Annotated in this window: 14 protein-coding genes; 5 read left to right on the top strand and 9 right to left on the bottom strand. The window is 67.4% G+C overall.

Annotated features, from left to right (window positions below):
• Window positions 1-89 precede the first annotated feature (89 nt).
• The gene (gene xth / locus RT456_RS00875) at window positions 90-959 is read right to left on the bottom strand and encodes an exodeoxyribonuclease III (RefSeq protein ID WP_313341230.1); all 870 of its coding nucleotides are present in this window, start codon (window positions 957-959) and stop codon (window positions 90-92) included.
• A gap of 140 nt (window positions 960-1,099) precedes the next feature.
• Between xth and RT456_RS00870 the strand changes: the two genes are divergently transcribed.
• Window positions 1,100-1,597 (top strand): ferritin-like domain-containing protein, encoded by a 498-nt coding sequence (locus tag RT456_RS00870; protein WP_313341227.1) that lies wholly within the window; start codon window positions 1,100-1,102, stop codon window positions 1,595-1,597.
• A 21-nt stretch (window positions 1,598-1,618) separates the two neighbouring features.
• Window positions 1,619-2,293 carry a hypothetical protein gene (locus tag RT456_RS00865; protein ID WP_313341224.1) on the top strand — a complete coding sequence of 225 codons (675 nt, stop codon included), beginning with the start codon at window positions 1,619-1,621 and terminating at the stop codon, window positions 2,291-2,293.
• Between the two features lie 57 nt (window positions 2,294-2,350).
• Here the strand turns inward: RT456_RS00865 and RT456_RS00860 are convergent, their stop codons facing one another.
• From RT456_RS00860 to RT456_RS00850, 3 genes are all read right to left on the bottom strand, one after another.
• Window positions 2,351-3,700: a sorbosone dehydrogenase family protein gene (locus RT456_RS00860; RefSeq protein ID WP_313341221.1), complete on the bottom strand. Its 1,350-nt coding sequence runs from the start codon at window positions 3,698-3,700 to the stop codon at window positions 2,351-2,353.
• Window positions 3,697-4,119: a hypothetical protein gene (locus RT456_RS00855; protein WP_313341218.1), complete on the bottom strand. Its 423-nt coding sequence runs from the start codon at window positions 4,117-4,119 to the stop codon at window positions 3,697-3,699. The genes RT456_RS00860 and RT456_RS00855 overlap by 4 nt, the downstream gene beginning before the upstream one ends.
• Before the next feature lie 66 nt (window positions 4,120-4,185).
• Window positions 4,186-5,550, bottom strand: coding sequence for a hypothetical protein (locus RT456_RS00850; RefSeq protein WP_313341215.1), 1,365 nt, complete (start codon window positions 5,548-5,550; stop codon window positions 4,186-4,188).
• Window positions 5,551-5,728: 178 nt separating this feature from the next.
• On the opposite strand from RT456_RS00850, the gene RT456_RS00845 reads away from it, so the two are divergent.
• Entirely contained in the window at window positions 5,729-6,967 is a 1,239-nt protein-coding gene (locus tag RT456_RS00845) for an MFS transporter (protein WP_313341212.1), read from the top strand.
• 132 nt (window positions 6,968-7,099) lie between these two features.
• Here RT456_RS00845 and RT456_RS00840 read toward each other — a convergent pair whose 3' ends face one another.
• Complete coding sequence (locus tag RT456_RS00840; protein ID WP_313341209.1) at window positions 7,100-7,897, bottom strand: helix-turn-helix transcriptional regulator; 798 nt, start codon at window positions 7,895-7,897, stop codon at window positions 7,100-7,102.
• A gap of 94 nt (window positions 7,898-7,991) precedes the next feature.
• Between RT456_RS00840 and RT456_RS00835 the strand changes: the two genes are divergently transcribed.
• Window positions 7,992-8,720 carry an SOS response-associated peptidase family protein gene (locus RT456_RS00835; RefSeq protein ID WP_313341206.1) on the top strand — a complete coding sequence of 243 codons (729 nt, stop codon included), beginning with the start codon at window positions 7,992-7,994 and terminating at the stop codon, window positions 8,718-8,720.
• A 6-nt stretch (window positions 8,721-8,726) separates the two neighbouring features.
• Here RT456_RS00835 and RT456_RS00830 read toward each other — a convergent pair whose 3' ends face one another.
• The 4 genes from RT456_RS00830 to RT456_RS00815 all read right to left on the bottom strand — a co-directional run bounded on the left by RT456_RS00830 (window position 8,727) and on the right by RT456_RS00815 (window position 13,792).
• A complete protein-coding gene (locus RT456_RS00830; protein WP_313341203.1) occupies window positions 8,727-11,069 on the bottom strand; it encodes a GH92 family glycosyl hydrolase in 2,343 nt (780 codons plus the stop codon).
• 205 nt (window positions 11,070-11,274) lie between these two features.
• Window positions 11,275-12,762, bottom strand: a complete 1,488-nt coding sequence (proP, locus tag RT456_RS00825) for a glycine betaine/L-proline transporter ProP (RefSeq protein WP_313341200.1) — start codon at window positions 12,760-12,762, stop codon at window positions 11,275-11,277.
• Between the two features lie 285 nt (window positions 12,763-13,047).
• Window positions 13,048-13,371: a thioredoxin family protein gene (locus RT456_RS00820; protein WP_313341197.1), complete on the bottom strand. Its 324-nt coding sequence runs from the start codon at window positions 13,369-13,371 to the stop codon at window positions 13,048-13,050.
• A gap of 7 nt (window positions 13,372-13,378) precedes the next feature.
• Window positions 13,379-13,792, bottom strand: coding sequence for a host attachment family protein (locus RT456_RS00815; RefSeq protein ID WP_313341889.1), 414 nt, complete (start codon window positions 13,790-13,792; stop codon window positions 13,379-13,381).
• A gap of 186 nt (window positions 13,793-13,978) precedes the next feature.
• Here RT456_RS00815 and RT456_RS00810 point away from each other — a divergent pair, with 186 nt between their 5' ends.
• The gene (locus tag RT456_RS00810) at window positions 13,979-14,656 is read left to right on the top strand and encodes a DUF3348 domain-containing protein (protein WP_313341194.1); all 678 of its coding nucleotides are present in this window, start codon (window positions 13,979-13,981) and stop codon (window positions 14,654-14,656) included.

The following is a 14,656-nucleotide window of genomic DNA, read 5'->3' as shown; positions in this document are numbered from 1 at the left end:
ACCTCGAACTGGCGCCCGCGGTCGAACGTTTTCGTTCCAAATCGCATATGCAGATGCGCAGCTGGCATGAATCCATGAGGCTTAAGCGTTCACATTTTTTCCGGCGCCGGCGCAAGAACCTCTATCCAGGTGGGCGCATGGTCGCTCGCCTTTTCCAGCCCCCTTACCCAGCGATCGACACCGGCGTCCCTGAGCCCATCCGCAAGCACGGGGTTGAGCAGCAGGTGGTCGATCCGCAGGCCCCGGTCACGTTCGTAGTGCTGGCGGAAGTAATCCCAGAAGGTGAATATCTGCGCTTTGCCGTGCACCTGGCGAAGGCTGTCGGTCCATCCCTGCGCCAGCAGGTCCGCATAGGCCTCGCGTACCTCCGGCTGCAGCAGTGCATCGCGTCGCCAGGACTTGGGGTCGTAGATGTCTGCATCGGTAGGCACTACGTTGAAATCCCCGATCAAGGCGACCGGATGCGGCAGCTCGACCAGTCCCAGTGCATGGCTGTGCAGCCGCTGCATCCACTTCAGCTTGTAATCGAACTTCGGCCCGGGCTGCGGATTGCCGTTTGGCAGGTACAGCCCGCCCACCAGCACACCGTGCGCCGCCGCCTCCAGATACCGGCTCTGGTCATCGGCACGGTCGCCAGGCAGCCCGCGCCGGCTCTCGATCGGATCCTGTCCGCGCGCCAGCAGCGCCACCCCGTTCCAGGCACGTTGCCCGTGCCACAGGCAGCCATAGCCTGCGTCACGTATCTCGGTGTCGGGAAACGCGTCCTGGCTGGCTTTGAGCTCCTGCAGCGCCACGATGTCCGGTTTCTCTTTCTCCAGCCACGCCAACAGGTGCGGAAGCCGCGTCTTGATACCGTTGACGTTGAAGGTGGCAATGCGGAGGCGTCTGCGAGGACCCATGCCGTGCTCCTGCAGGAGGGAGTCACCAGTATTCCCGTCGCTGCGCTGCGTGCGCGTCAAGATCAGCTGCTGCGGTCGTTGGGCGCTGTCTGCGTCAACACCGAGCTCACGCCGCGCTCGCGCGCACCCTCACGCGAACAGACCGGCGAATAACATCAGCCGGCCCATGCTGCTGCTTCACTCACCGCAGGAGCTGCACCATGCCGATCAAAACGATGGAAGACCTGTTCATCCACGAACTCTCCGATATCTACAGCGCGGAGAAGCAGCTGACCAAGGCCCTTCCCCGCCTTGCGCGCGCCGCCACCCATCCGGAACTCGTGGCAGCCTTCGAGACGCACCTGGAGGAAACCGTGGGCCAGGTCGAGCGGATCGACAAAGTGGTCGAACTGTTGGGGATCAAACTGAAGCGCATCAAGTGCGCGGCAATGGAAGGCCTGGTCGAGGAAGGCAAGGAGATCATCGATGGCGTGGAGGAAGGCCCGGTCCGCGATGCCGCACTGATCGGCGGCGCCCAGAAGGTGGAGCATTATGAGATCGCCTCCTACGGCACCATCGCGGCGCTGGCCAAGCAGCTTGGCTACAAGGACGCGTTGCCGCTGCTGCTGGAAACCCTGGCGGAGGAAAAGGCCACCGATGAGAAGCTGACCTTGATTGCAAAATCCAGCAGCAGTGCCCAGCCCGCGAAGGCCGCCTGATCGATCGGAGTGGAAACAGCGATGCGTATTGTTCCTCGCGCCTCCATGTTCCTGTTGGTGCTGACCGCCCTGGGTGGCTGCACCGAGCAGGCGGGCAACTCCACCTCCACCCCTGCTGCGGCAGCGACGCCGCCCAGCGGCGCCGACCCCGGCGCGGCCAAGGCCACCGCCCTGGCCGCGACGGCCGCCCCGGCCTTTGCTGAAACAGCGCCTGGCATCGCCATCAACGCCGTGCCCGGCATGACGCTGCGTCATGACTTCAAACGCACGTACCTCACCTCCGATGGCTGGGCCGTGTTCGCCCCGCCCGACACTGCGGGCACGCCCTTGGTGGCGCTGGTGCTGGACGGCTCCAACGAGGTCACCGCCGCCGAACTGCGACTGGGGCGCAATGACGCCTCCGCGGCGATGGCGGCCTGCCTCACCCCGTCCGCCGAGGCGACCGGTCCGACCCGCATCATCGATATCGACGGCATCCCGTTTACGCATTTCAGCGCAGGCGACGCGGCAATGAGCCACTACATGTCAGTGGAAAGCTACCGCGCGGTGCAGCATGACCGCTGCTACGCCATCGATCTGCTCGTAACCGGCACGCGCCCGGAGGTCTACGATCCACCGCGCACGCCGCCCTTCAGCACTGAAGAGGCGAAACAACGGCTCGCCGAGGCACTGAAGGCCGTGCGTTGGGTGGAGTGAGCGTCTACGCCTGCGGCGATCGGCCGCAGGCGCACTTCAGCCACGCAGGGCGTGGCTCTACGGGGTGGGCGCTACGGGTGCCGCAGGCGCTGCAGCGGGCGTTGTCGGCACCGCGGTCGGCGTGATCCGCCAGATGGTGTTGGCCAGGTCGTCGGCCACGATCACCGCGCCCTTGGGATCGACGGTCACACCCACCGGACGGCCGCGGGTCTTGCCGTCATCGGTGCGGAAGCCGGTGGCGAAATCGATGGCCTCCCCGGCCGGCTTGCCGTCACGGAACGGAACGAACACCACCTTGTAGCCGACCGGCGGATTGCGGTTCCAGCTGCCGTGCTGGCCAACGAATACACCGTCGGTGAAGGTGCCACCCACGGCAGCGTTGGCGAACGACACGCCCAGCGCGGCCACGTGCGAGCCCAACGCATAGTCGGGTGCCAACGCGGAGGCAACCTTGTCCGGGTTCTGCGGCATCACCCGCCGGTCCACGTTCTTGCCCCAATAGCTGTAGGGCCAGCCGTAAAAGCCGCCGTCCTTCACCGAGGTGAGGTAATCCGGCACCAGGTTGGGCCCGATCTCGTCGCGCTCGTTGACCACCGCCCACAGCACCCCGGTGCCCGGCTGCACCGCCAGCGCGGTCGGATTGCGGATGCCGCTGGCGTAGGTGCGGTGCGCGCCGGTCTGCGCATCGATCTCCCAGACCTGGGCGCGGTCGATCTCGGCCGCCATGCCGCGTTCGGTGATGTTGCTGTTGGAGCCGATGCCCACGTACAGGCGCTGGCCATCGGCGCTGGCGGCCAGCGACTTGGTCCAGTGATGGTTGATGGCCGACGGCAGGTCGGTGACCTTGGTGGGCGCACCACTGGCCCTGGTCTGGCCGTCGGCGTAGTCGAAGCGCACCAGCGCGTCCTGGTTGGCGACATACAGCGCGTTGCCCACCAGCGCCAGGCCATAAGGGGCGTTGAGTTTGTCGGCGAAGACCGTCTTCAGCTCATACACACCGTCGCCGTCTGCGTCGCGCAACAGGGTGAGGCGATTGCCGCTCTTCACCTGGGTATTGCCCTTGGCCTTGATCTTGCCCGCAATCACGTCTTTGGGCTTGAGGTTGGGCGCACTGCCGCCGCGCCCTTCGGCCACCAGGATGTCGCCGTTGGGCAGCACCAGGGTCTGGCGCGGAATGGCCAGGTCGGTGGCGATCGCCGAGACCTTGTAGCCGGCCGGCACGGTCGGCACCTGGTCGCCCCAGGCGGTGGGCTGGGCAATGGTCATGTCCGGCATCACGCCGCGGTGGGGCTTCGGCAGTTCCGGAGTGGCCCCCAGCTGGTTCATGTCAGGCGCCTTGCCGCTGCAGGCAGCCAATGCCAGGGCGAGTGTGGAGACCGCCAGTACCTTCGATGTCGACCGGTTCACAGGGCACCTCCCACGCGCACGCGCAGACTGGCAAAGCCCAGCCAGGTCGCCAGCAACGCAAGCACCGTGGCAATCACCGACCACATCAACGCCGCCGGCATGATCGCCCAGGCGTCGCGCGCGTGCTGCAGCGAATTGACAAAGCCCACGATCCAGGTCGCCGCCAGCACCACCACATAGAACACTTGCCGGCTGCCGCGCACCAGGCCCACCAGGCCACCCAGCAGGGCCAGCGTGGTCATGACCATCGCCCCCACCAGCAACCAGGAGGCGAAGTTGCTCCACTGGATTTCGTAGGTGTTCCAGTAGGCGTAGTCGGCCAGCAGCGCGCCAAGGAACAGCGGCAGCACGCCACCGAGCACGGCGGCGGGGAACGGATGGATGACCCAGTGGCGGGTCACGACGACGGTTGAGTACACGGCGGTCTCCTGAGGGGAATGCAACCGGTATCCTGCCACCGCCGACGTGACGGGGGGTTGATGCGCTCAGGGCCGGTTGGCGGGCAGCTTCCGCGTGCGGGTGTTGTACTTCATCGTGCCGTCGCGCAGCGTGCCCACCGTGGTCTGCAGGTGTTCGCCATCGGCCGACAGCGATTCTTCCCAGCTGGCAATCTGCTGCAGCTGCCCGTCAACATAGCGATACGTCTCGCTTGCATGCGAGCAGCAGCTGCCGCGTGAGGCGGAGGTGAGGGTGCGCGTCGCCGGGTCGATGTCCAACTGCGACAGGCTCGACAGCATCGGATCGAACACGAAGACGTTGGCCGCTGGATCGAACAGGTAGAGGTTTCGCGTGGCATTGGGGCCCGCCCCGCCGGAGTAGGCCGGCACACTGAGGTCGGGCCAGCCGTCGAAATTGGCGTCCACCAGCTGCAGCACCTCCGGGCCGGCCGCCATCGGCTCGGCATCGATGTCGCGCAGGATCTGCCGGCGCCGGCCGGTCGCGGCGTCCAGGATATCGATGGCCTGCAGCACCGCTTGATCGTCGTCGGCGGGCGCAACGACCAGCACGAAGCGCAGCGTGGCGGTCGCGGCCTGCTGGGGAATGCGCATCGCCGCACCGTCGAGATCATCCCGGCGGATCCAACCGGGCGTCGGCACGCCGTCCGCCGCCACGTCCTCGATGCCGATCCACTCCGCTCCCCTGCTCAGCACACCGGCGTAGCGTCCTGCCGCAAGCGTGCCCGACGGCGTACTGTCCTCGGCGCGCGGGTAGACCGGCGTATCCACCGTCGCCGCGAACACGTCGATATAGGGCCGTGACGCCTGCAGCTCGAACCCATCGCGAAAGTGGCTGACCTGGTAGTGCTGGAGATGGCCGCCGTAGGATTCGGGCGCACACACACCACTGACCGCGCAGGCGCCGATCTCATCCGGCGTCGGCTTGCGGGTGGCGGGAATCTGCTCGGTCCGGAGCAGCGTCTTCTGATCGGCCCAGCGCAGCGTGAACCCGCGTTCGGTCCAGGCAAGCGCCGCTTCGTGGTCGGCGCTGCCGATGTTGGTCCGGCAGAATGGCTGTGCCTCCGAACGCTCGTTCCAGCCGGGAAACGCGTAGGCCGGGCACAACCGGTTGGCGCCGTTGATGTCGTAGCGGTAGGCCGCATCGGTAACGAATACCAGCTTGTTCAAGGCATCGCCCGGATCGCGCGACACGAAGGCGTAGCGCACCTTCGCCGTGGCTGGAATCGCCGCGGACAGCGTGTCGTGATGGATCTCGCCGGCCGCCGGGGATGCCGACCGATCCGCATCGGACGCCTGCGGCGTGCGCTGGTAGATGCCCGGCTGCAGCAGCGGTGACGCTTCGACGCGGGAGAGCAGGGTGGCAAGCAGCAAGGCGGCGTAGCGGATCTTCATGCCGCCATGATGCGCGATGTCCCTAACGCGACGATAGTGGCCCCTATCGCGCGAGACGGCACCGTGCGTCCGGCGTACCCTCGTGCCCCACCTGTCCCCCACCCGGTCCAGGCTGGAGCACGCGCCGGCGCCTTGGCCGCGTGGCCGGCCGGTGCCGCTGCTGTTGTCGAATGGTCCCATGCGCATAGAAACCCCGCCGTCCGCTTCGCCCGCCGTCCCTGTTTCGCCGGTAGTGCCCACCGCGTCCGACCCCGCCCACCAGGGGTTTGCGATCCGCATCGTCGGCGCCGCTGCGTTCGCGCACCTGCTCAACGACATGATCCAGGCCGTGCTGCCGGCCGTGTACCCGATGTTCAAGAGCCAGTTCGCGCTGAGTTTCGGCCAGATCGGCACCATCGCGCTGGTGTACCAGTTCACCGCGTCGCTGCTGCAACCCTGGGTGGGCATGTACACCGACAAGCGGCCGCTGCCCTACCTGCTGCCCTCCGGCATGATGGCCACCTTCGTCGGCATCGGCATGATGGCGATGGCAAGCAGTTACGAGATGCTGCTGCTGGCCGCCGCCGTGGTGGGCGTGGGTTCGGCCACGTTCCATCCTGAAGCATCGCGCGTTGCCCGCATGGCCTCCGGCGGGCGTTTCGGCACCGCGCAGTCCACCTTCCAGGTCGGCGGCAATACCGGCTCGGCCATCGGTCCGCTGCTGGCGGCGGCCGTGGTGATACCGCATGGCCAGCGCGCCATCGGCTGGTTCCTGCTGATCGCCGCCGTGGCCATCTTCGTGCTGTTCCGGCTGACCGGCTGGACCGTCCGCCACGGGCAGGCCAAGATGAACAGCCTGTCGCGCTCGCACGGGGTCGGCCTCAGCCGCGGCAAGGTGGTGCAGGCCATCGCCGTGGTCGCGGTGCTGATGTTCGCCAAGTTCGTGTACATCGCCTCGATCACCAACTACTTCACGTTCTACCTGATCGAGCGCTTCCACCTGAGCGTGCAGCAGAGCCAGATGTACCTGTTCGTGTTCCTTGCCTCCATCGCGCTGGGCACCTTCATCGGCGGCCCCGTTGGCGACCGGATCGGGCGCAAGGCGGTGATCTGGATTTCGTTCCTGGGCGTGGCACCGTTCGCGCTCGCCCTGCCCTATGCCAACCTCATGGGGACGGCGGTGCTTGCGGTGGCCGTTGGGCTGGTGATGTCTTCGGCGTTTGCCGCGCTGGTGGTGTATGCGCAGGAGGCCGTGCCCGGCCGCGTGGGGATGGTGTCAGGGCTGATGTTCGGCCTGATGTTCGGCATTGGCGGCATCGGTGCTGCCGGGCTGGGCAAGCTGGCTGACATCCACGGCATCGTGTGGGTGTACCACCTGACCTCGTTCCTGCCGTTGCTGGGGTTGGCTACGGCGTTTTTGCCGAAGACGAAGCCGTAGGTTGCGGTTCAAAGGGGAGCCGGCCAGCGGCCGGCGATATGTCGGCCTTGTTGCGGTGTGAGGGGAGCCGGCCAGCGGCCGGCGATGCGTCGGCCTTGTTGTGGTGTGACGAGAGCCGGCCAGCGGCCGGCACTACGCGAAGAACTGGCTGGGGAGCCGGCCGAAGCGTTTCTTGAACATGGCGGTGAAGGCGCTGGGGCTGGCGTAGCCCTGGGAGAGTGCGACGTCGATGACCTTGTCGCCGTGGGCGAGGCGCTCCAGGGCGCGGACCAGGCGGATCTGCTGCCGCCATTGGCCGAAGGTCATGCCCAGTTCGCGCGCGCACAGGCGCTGGATGGTCTTCGCGTCCACGCCCAGGCGCTCCGCCCAGTCCTGCAGGGTGGAGGCATCATCGGGTGAGGCCTCCCAGTGCCGGATGATCTGCTGCAGGCGCGGGTCGGCCGGTTGTGGCACGTGCAGCGGAAGCACCGGCAAGGTCTGCAGCTCGTCCAGAATCAGCTGCATCAGGTGGCCATCGCGCGATTGCGCGACATACGGCTGTTCGACGTCGGCGGCGGCACCGATCAGGGCTGCCAGCAACGGGGTGATGGAGACCGTCGCCGCGCCCATCGGTGCATCGGCCATGGCCTTCGGCAGGATGTACAGGCTGCGCATGCGCACCGCGCCAATGCAGCTCACCTTGTGGCCGATGCCCGCCGGCATCCAGATCGCGCGCGTGCTGGGCACTACCCATCGCCCGGCACCGGCCTGCACGACCAGCACGCCGGAGGCGGCGTACACCAGCTGATGGCGATCAGGATGGTGGTGCAGCGGAATCACGGTGCCGGCGGCGTAGTCGCGGGCCCGGCACAGCACGGCGGACTCGGGACCCAGCGGCAGGCGCTGGCCGGCGGCGTCCACCGGCGGCCTGTCTTTTTTTCGATGGGGCATGGGCAGATACCGCGAAACAACCACCCCACGACTCTAGCGCCGGACGCGCCGGCGCTCAACCGCATGCTCACGGCGCACGTCCTACCCTCCGGGCATGCGTCGTTTCGCCCAAGCCATTGCCGAGCCGGAATCGGTCCCCGACGGACTGCCGCGCGCGCTCGCCCACGCCGTCGCCGCTGCGCCGGACCGCTACAACATCGGCAAGGGCTCGCCTGCCGCCGTGCTGGCGCGCAATGCCGATGGCGAGTTGATCGTGACCGACATGGTGTGGGGTCTGGTGCCGCGCTGGTCGAAAGCCCCTGACACGCCCTACACCACCGTGACGGCGCGGCTGGACCGGGCGCCCGGCAGCCGCATCTTCGCCAAGGCCTGGTCCGAACGCCCCTGCGTGATCCCGATGACGGGGTACTACAAGCTCGCTCGTCAGCGACGACCGCCGTGGCCGCTGTTCGTGCAGCGCGGTGATGGCCTGGCCCTGCTGGCGGCAGGCATCTGGGAGCACTGGGAGGATGGCGAGGGGCACGCGATGGACTCCTTCAGCGTGCTCACCGCGCCCAACCGGGCCATCCCGGCACCGCTCACGCCCGATGGGCCGGTGTTCCTGCCGGCCGCGCTGGCGCTGGCCTGGCTGTCAGGTGCCGCCACCACGCCGGCCGAGCTGCGGGTACGCTCGCCCGCGCTGGAAGCCTACCCCGTCGGCCGCGCATTCCGTGACCTCAATCGCGACGACTACACGCTGCTGGAGCCCGTCGACCCGGATCTTGAAACGACATCGCCGCCCCCGATGGACGGGGACGGCGATGGGTGGGACGAGGACGGCTGAGCGGCGTCAGTGCGACATCGAATACGGCTGCTCGGCGCCCTGCCCCGGCCACGCCGTGTTGGGTTCGGCCTGCAGTGTGAAGTGCAGTTCGCCACCGGCCAGGATCTCCGCATGGCGCAGGAAGGTGCGATTCAACGGCTTGCCATTGAGCGTCACGGAACCCACATATTCGTGGCCCTTGCCCATGCCGTCCGTGGTGATGCGGAAGGTCTTGCCGTTCGGCAGGTTCAGCACCGCCTTGGGCAGGAACGGACGGCCGATGATGTACTCGCCGCTGCCCGGCGCGACCGGATAGAAGCCCAGCGCGGTGAACACATACCAGGCCGACATCTGGCCAAGGTCATCGTTGCCGGCCAGGCCATCGGGGCGGTCGGCGTACTGGGTGTCCATGATCTGCTTCAGGCGCGCCTGCGCGCGCCACGGCTGGCCCGCGTACGAATACAGGTAGGCGACGTGGTGGCTCGGTTCGTTGCCGTGCGCGTACCAGCCGATCAGGCCGGTGATGTCTTCCATGTGTTCGAAGATGGACGGATCGACCTTGGCGTCGAATACCGCGTCCAGCCGCGCCAGCAGCGCGTCGGCGCCACCGTGCACGGCGGCCAGGCCTGCGACGTCCTGCGGCACGTACCACGAATACTGCCAGGCATTGCCTTCGGTGTAATCGGTGCCGTAACCGCTGGCACTGGGATCGAACGGGGTGCGGAAGCTGCCGTCGCGCTTGCGGGCGCGCATGAAGCCGGTCTCGGCATCGAACGCATTGCGCCAGTTGCCGGCGCGCTTGTTGAACTCGGCGGCCACCTCGGTCCTGCCCATGGCCGTGGCCATGCGGGCGATGGTCCAGTCGTCGAACGCATATTCCAGCGTCTTGCTGGCGGCCTCGCCTTCCTCGTCGATCGGCACCCAGCCCAGCTCGCGGTACTGCGCGATGCCATCGTAAGGACCGTAGTTGGCGGTGGCGACCATGGCCTGCAGCGCCTTGTCGGCGTCAAAGCCGCGGATGCCCTTGACGTAGGCATCGGCGATCACCGGCACGGCGTGGTAGCCGATCATGCACCACGTTTCCTGGCCGTGGAACGCCCACACCGGCAGCATGCCGTACGGGCTGTTGTGCTGGTGCGCCAGCAGCGAATTGATCATGTCGCTGTTGCGCTGCTCCGGCTGCACCAGGGTCAGCAGCGGATGCAGCGCCCGGTAGGTGTCCCACAGCGAGAACGTCGAGTAGTTGGTGTAACCCTCGGCGCGATGCACGGCGTTGTCCGACCCGCGGTACTGGCCGTCGCTGTCCATGAACAGGGTTGGGCCGAGCAGGCTGTGGTACAGCGCGGTGTAGGCGCTGCGGCGGTCATGCGCGGGCGCCTCGATATCGAGCACCGACAGCGCCTGCTGCCATTGCGTGCGTGCGTCCGCGCGCACGCGGTCGAAGTCCTGGTCCTTGACCTCGGCCTCCAGGTTGGCGATCGCCCCGGCTTCGCTGATCGACGAGATCGCCACGGTCACCACCAGCGGTGCATCGAGCGCGCCGAAATCGAACGTGCCCACCAGCTGGCGCCCCTCGATCTGCGGGCGCTGTGCGGGGTTGTTCTGCCCCGGCGGTGGGAAGCCCTTGTAGGCGATGTCGGTCTCGGTGTTGTGCAGCGCGTGGCCGGTGAGCGGCCGCGAGAACCGCATGGCGAAGTACAGCTGCCGGCCCGGCGCCCACCCGCGGGTCTCGCGGAAGCCGGTGACGGTGCCGTCATCGCGCACGCGCAGCCGCGACCACAGGATCTTGCCCGGGTAGTCGTACAGGCTGGTGCGCAGGTCGAGCAGCAGCTTGGCCGACTCGCCCTTCGGGTAGGTGTAGCGGTGCAGGCCGGTGCGGGCGCTGGCGGTGAGTTCGGCGCGGACCTTGTAGTCCTTCAGCGTCACCGCGTAATAGCCCGGCTCGGCCTTCTCATCGGTGTGATCGAAGCGCGATGCGTAGCCGCTGCGCGGCTTTTCCGGGTCGCCACGCTCCAGGCCCGGGTCGCCGGTGAACGGCATCACCAGCACGTCGCCCAGGTCGGAGTGGCCGCTGCCGGAGAAGTGGGTATGCGAGAAGCCGACGATGCTGCTGTCGTCATGGCGGTAGCCGGCTGCCCAGTCGTACGCCTTCTCGCGCGGCTGGATGCGGGTGTCCGGGCTGAGCTGGACCATGCCGAACGGCACCGTCGCGCCCGGGTAGGTGTGACCCTCGCCCGCGGTGCCGATGAAGGGATCCACCGCGGCAAACGCACGTTCGCCTGCGGTTTGTGGGGCCCCCGATGCGCCTCCTGCGACCAGCATTGCACCCATGGCCAGTGCAGCCCAGCCCGACTTCCCCGCTCTGCTCATTTGGATTTAGATCGATTCAAGGTGAAGCGATCCTAGCATTGGTTCTCCCCGCGCCGCATGTTGCGGCGCGGGGTTGGTCGCGTGGATCAGGTTGGCAGGGGTTGCCACGCAACAGCATCATGCCCCGTTGGCGCGGATAGTCCCCGGGCGCGTGGCGACGCGTTCATCGCAATGGCGCCCGCTGATCATGGGGCGCGGCGTGGCACTACGCGGGGGTGGGGTCGTTCGGCAGTGCCGGCTGGGGCAGCGTGGGCTGGGTGGCGTCTACGGTGACCGGCTCGTCGCTGCGCAGCAGCGCGTGCGCTTCGGCTTCGCTGGCCACGGCGGGCGGCGAACCCCGCAGCGGCAGGTTCGCGGTCTCGTTGACGAACAGCATGGTGATGATGCCGATAACCGCCGCACCCATCAGGTAGTACGCCGGCACCAGCGGATCGCCCGTGCGCTGCACCAGCCATGCGGTGACCAGCGGGGTGGTACCGCCGAACAGCGAGACCGACACGTTGAAGGCGATCGACAGCGCGCTGTACCGCACCGGGGTGTAGAACAGCGCCGGGAGTGTCGACGGCATCGAACTGGTGAAGCACACCAGCGCCAGGCCCAGCAGCATCAACCCGAGGAAGATCAGCCAGTCGTTGCCGCTGCCCACCAGCAGCAGGCACGGAATGGCCAGCGCGAACAGCGCGATGCAGGCGCCGATGATCATCGGCCTGCGCCCCAGGCGGTCGCTGAAGAGCCCGCCCACCACGTTGAGCGGCATCATCACCAGCATCACGATGATGATCAGCAGCAGGCCCTTGCTCTCCGCATAGCCCATGGTCACGCTGAGGTAGCTCGGCATGTAGGTGAGCAGCATGTAGTCGGTGACGTTGAACACCAGTACCAGGCCCACGCACTTGAGCAGCTGCGGCCAATGCACGCGCAGCAGCGCGCCCAGCCCGGGGCGCTCGTGGTCGCGCTTCTCGGCTTCCTCGGCATACGCCCGGAACGCGGGCGTCTCTTCCAGCTTCATGCGCATGTACAGGCCCAGCAGGCCCAGCGGACCGGCCACCAGGAACGGAATGCGCCAGCCCCAGTCCAGCATCTGCGTGCTGCTCAACGCCATGTGCAGCGCGGTGACCGTAGCCGCACCGGCGATGTAGCCGCCCAGCGTGCCGAATTCCAGCCAGCTGCCCATCAGGCCGCGATTGCGGTCAGTGGAATACTCTGCGATGAACGTGGCCGCGCCGCCATACTCGCCACCGGTGGAGAAGCCCTGCACCAGGCGCGCCAGCAGCAACAATGCCGGTGCCCACATGCCGATGCTGGCGTAGGACGGAATCAAGCCGATGCTGAAGGTGCCCAGCGCCATCAGGATCATGGTGAATGCCAGCACTTTCTGGCGCCCGTATTTGTCGCCGAGCGGACCGAACACCAGCCCGCCGAGCGGGCGCACCAGGAAGGCGACGGTGAACGTGGCGAACGTGGCGATCAGCTGCGCGGTGGGGCTGCTGGCGGGAAAGAACACCTGACCCAGCGTCACGGCCAGGTAGCCATACACGCCGAAATCGAACCACTCCATCGCATTGCCGAGCGCCGCAGCCCCCACCGCCTTCTTCAACATGGGTCGGTCGACGACGGTGACTTCGTCAACCTGCATCTGGCGGCGGCGTTTGAACCAGCCGAAATGGGCATGTGCGGCATGCAGGTGCTGCATTGCTGTCTCCTGGGAGCGTGGTCACCACGTCGCCCGAGGCCCGCGCACGGCACGGGAAAGCAGCCGCCTCCGAAAGAACGCGGCACGATGCGCGAAGAAGGGGCTTCAACAGACGATCCCGGACGGCCGCGGGGACACAGCGGCGCTGCAGGAAGGATGACCGTGAGGCGGGCGATGGCCCGAGGCAAAGGTCAAGCGATGCATGATAGCACATGCCGGAAATCCAGGCCTCCCCGCCCCATGCCTCCGCCGTGGAGCGACGCCATGCGTCGCTGCATCAACCCATCAACGTTCGCGCAGCGCCGTCAGTGCCAGCAGATCATCCACATCGCGCGGGCGCACCACGCGAGCCACTTCCCCGCCGTCGTGGAGCAGGATCAGCGTCGGCCACAGCTTGACCTGGAAGGAGCGCCCCAACGGGCGCCCCTTGCCATCCTCGATCTTGATGTGATCGGTCGCGTGCTCCGCCTGCCACTGCGCCACCACCGGCTGCGCACCCACGCAATGCGGGCACCATGGCGCCCCGAATTCCAGCAACAGCCAGCCCGCGTGCGCGTCGATGGACGAGCGCAGCGGCTCCTGTACGGCGTAGTCGCGGGTGTACGCCATGCGGCGATCAGCTCAAGGCGCGCTGGATGTCTTCCAGCGGTGCGTTGGTCAGGTCCTTGGCGATGTCGCGCAGCAGCCGCGATTCGACTTCCTTGTGCAGCTGCGGGCGGATGTGGCCCAGGGTCTTCGGGTCGGCGATGAGGATGAGGTGGCTGTACCGGTTCTTGAGCGCGTCATCGTTCAACTGCTGCGCGAGCTGCTTGGCGAACGTGGCTTCGTTGAGCTGGGAGATGCTCATATCCTTGGGCACCGCGCCGGAGGGGCCCTGGCCGGACACGCCCTGCGAACTGATGTCCTGGATCTGCAGTTCCTCGTGCTGCTTGAGCTGCAGCGTGCGTCCGTCGCCGACATTGGTGAAGACGCGGGCCGAGCCGCCGTCTGCCACGACGACCAGGGTACCTTCGGGGATCTGCTGCATGATGGTTGACTCCTTGAGGGGAAAAACGGGCGATGTCTTGACGCCCACCCCCACCGTAGGGAAGCGGATGTAAGCGCGGTGCATACGGGCGTGTGCAGCGCGTGTGGACGGGGCAGCGCAACCGGTCCAGGCCGCAACGCACGGGCATTCAGCAAGCCCGGCTGTCATTCCGGTGTAAAATTCGCTGTTTTGACCGGAACCATGGCGAAAAAGCAGCACCGCACGCCTGTCCCCGGCCCGCCCTTCATACGATTGCTGGCGGCGCTGGCCGACCGCAACGCCCCGCGCACCGGCCCGGACCTGTCCGATCGGCTCAGTCAGTGGATCGACTGGACCCGCGCGGTGGCCTTGTCGCGGGCGCTCGACGGACGCCTGCCGGCCCCGGTCGAGGCTGAACCGGCCCAGGCGGATGCGCTCGCGACGGAATGCGCGCGGGTGCGGGCGGTGCTGGTCGAGACCATCAGCCAGCCGTCGGAGGCCGGCAGGCCGGTCCCGGTCGACGCCATCGCCTACCGGCAGCGGTGCCTCACCGTGCAGCGCGCCATGCTCAGCGCCACCGGCCGCCTGCGCGGCCAGCTGCGCGACCGGCTTGCCGCTGAACCGGGCGAGCTGCCGCGACTGGCCGAAGTGGATGCCGTGATGGAACAGGCGCTGAGCCCGCGCGAACAGCAGCTGCTGGCGAGCGTGCCCGCCCTGCTCGGCGCGCATTTCGAGCGTCTGCGCGAGGACGCGGGCAGCAGCGAGGTCGATCCCGACAGCGGCTGGCTGCAGATATTCAGGAAAGACATGCAGGCCGTGCTGCTGGCGGAGCTGGATGTTCGTTTTCACCCCATCGAAGGTCTGCTTGCAGCGCTTCGCCCCCACTAA

Origin of the sequence: Stenotrophomonas sp. (assembly GCF_032099025.1) — a bacterium.
GTDB lineage: Bacteria > Pseudomonadota > Gammaproteobacteria > Xanthomonadales > Xanthomonadaceae > Stenotrophomonas.
The sequence above is the reverse complement of the archived record's forward strand: the minus strand, read 5'-3'. Positions and strand labels throughout refer to the sequence as shown.

Excerpts from the sequence above, each read along its gene's own strand:
- RT456_RS00870 (WP_313341227.1), top strand. The coding sequence starts at position 1,100 with ATGCCGATCAAAACGATGGAAGACCTGTTCATCCACGAACTCTCCGAT.
- RT456_RS00865 (WP_313341224.1), top strand. The coding sequence starts at position 1,619 with ATGCGTATTGTTCCTCGCGCCTCCATGTTCCTGTTGGTGCTGACCGCC.
- RT456_RS00850 (WP_313341215.1), bottom strand. The coding sequence starts at position 5,550 with ATGAAGATCCGCTACGCCGCCTTGCTGCTTGCCACCCTGCTCTCCCGC.
- RT456_RS00845 (WP_313341212.1), top strand. The coding sequence starts at position 5,729 with ATGCGCATAGAAACCCCGCCGTCCGCTTCGCCCGCCGTCCCTGTTTCG.
- RT456_RS00840 (WP_313341209.1), bottom strand. The coding sequence starts at position 7,897 with ATGCCCCATCGAAAAAAAGACAGGCCGCCGGTGGACGCCGCCGGCCAG.
- RT456_RS00835 (WP_313341206.1), top strand. The coding sequence starts at position 7,992 with ATGCGTCGTTTCGCCCAAGCCATTGCCGAGCCGGAATCGGTCCCCGAC.
- RT456_RS00830 (WP_313341203.1), bottom strand. The coding sequence starts at position 11,069 with ATGAGCAGAGCGGGGAAGTCGGGCTGGGCTGCACTGGCCATGGGTGCA.
- proP (WP_313341200.1), bottom strand. The coding sequence starts at position 12,762 with ATGCAGCACCTGCATGCCGCACATGCCCATTTCGGCTGGTTCAAACGC.
- RT456_RS00820 (WP_313341197.1), bottom strand. The coding sequence starts at position 13,371 with ATGGCGTACACCCGCGACTACGCCGTACAGGAGCCGCTGCGCTCGTCC.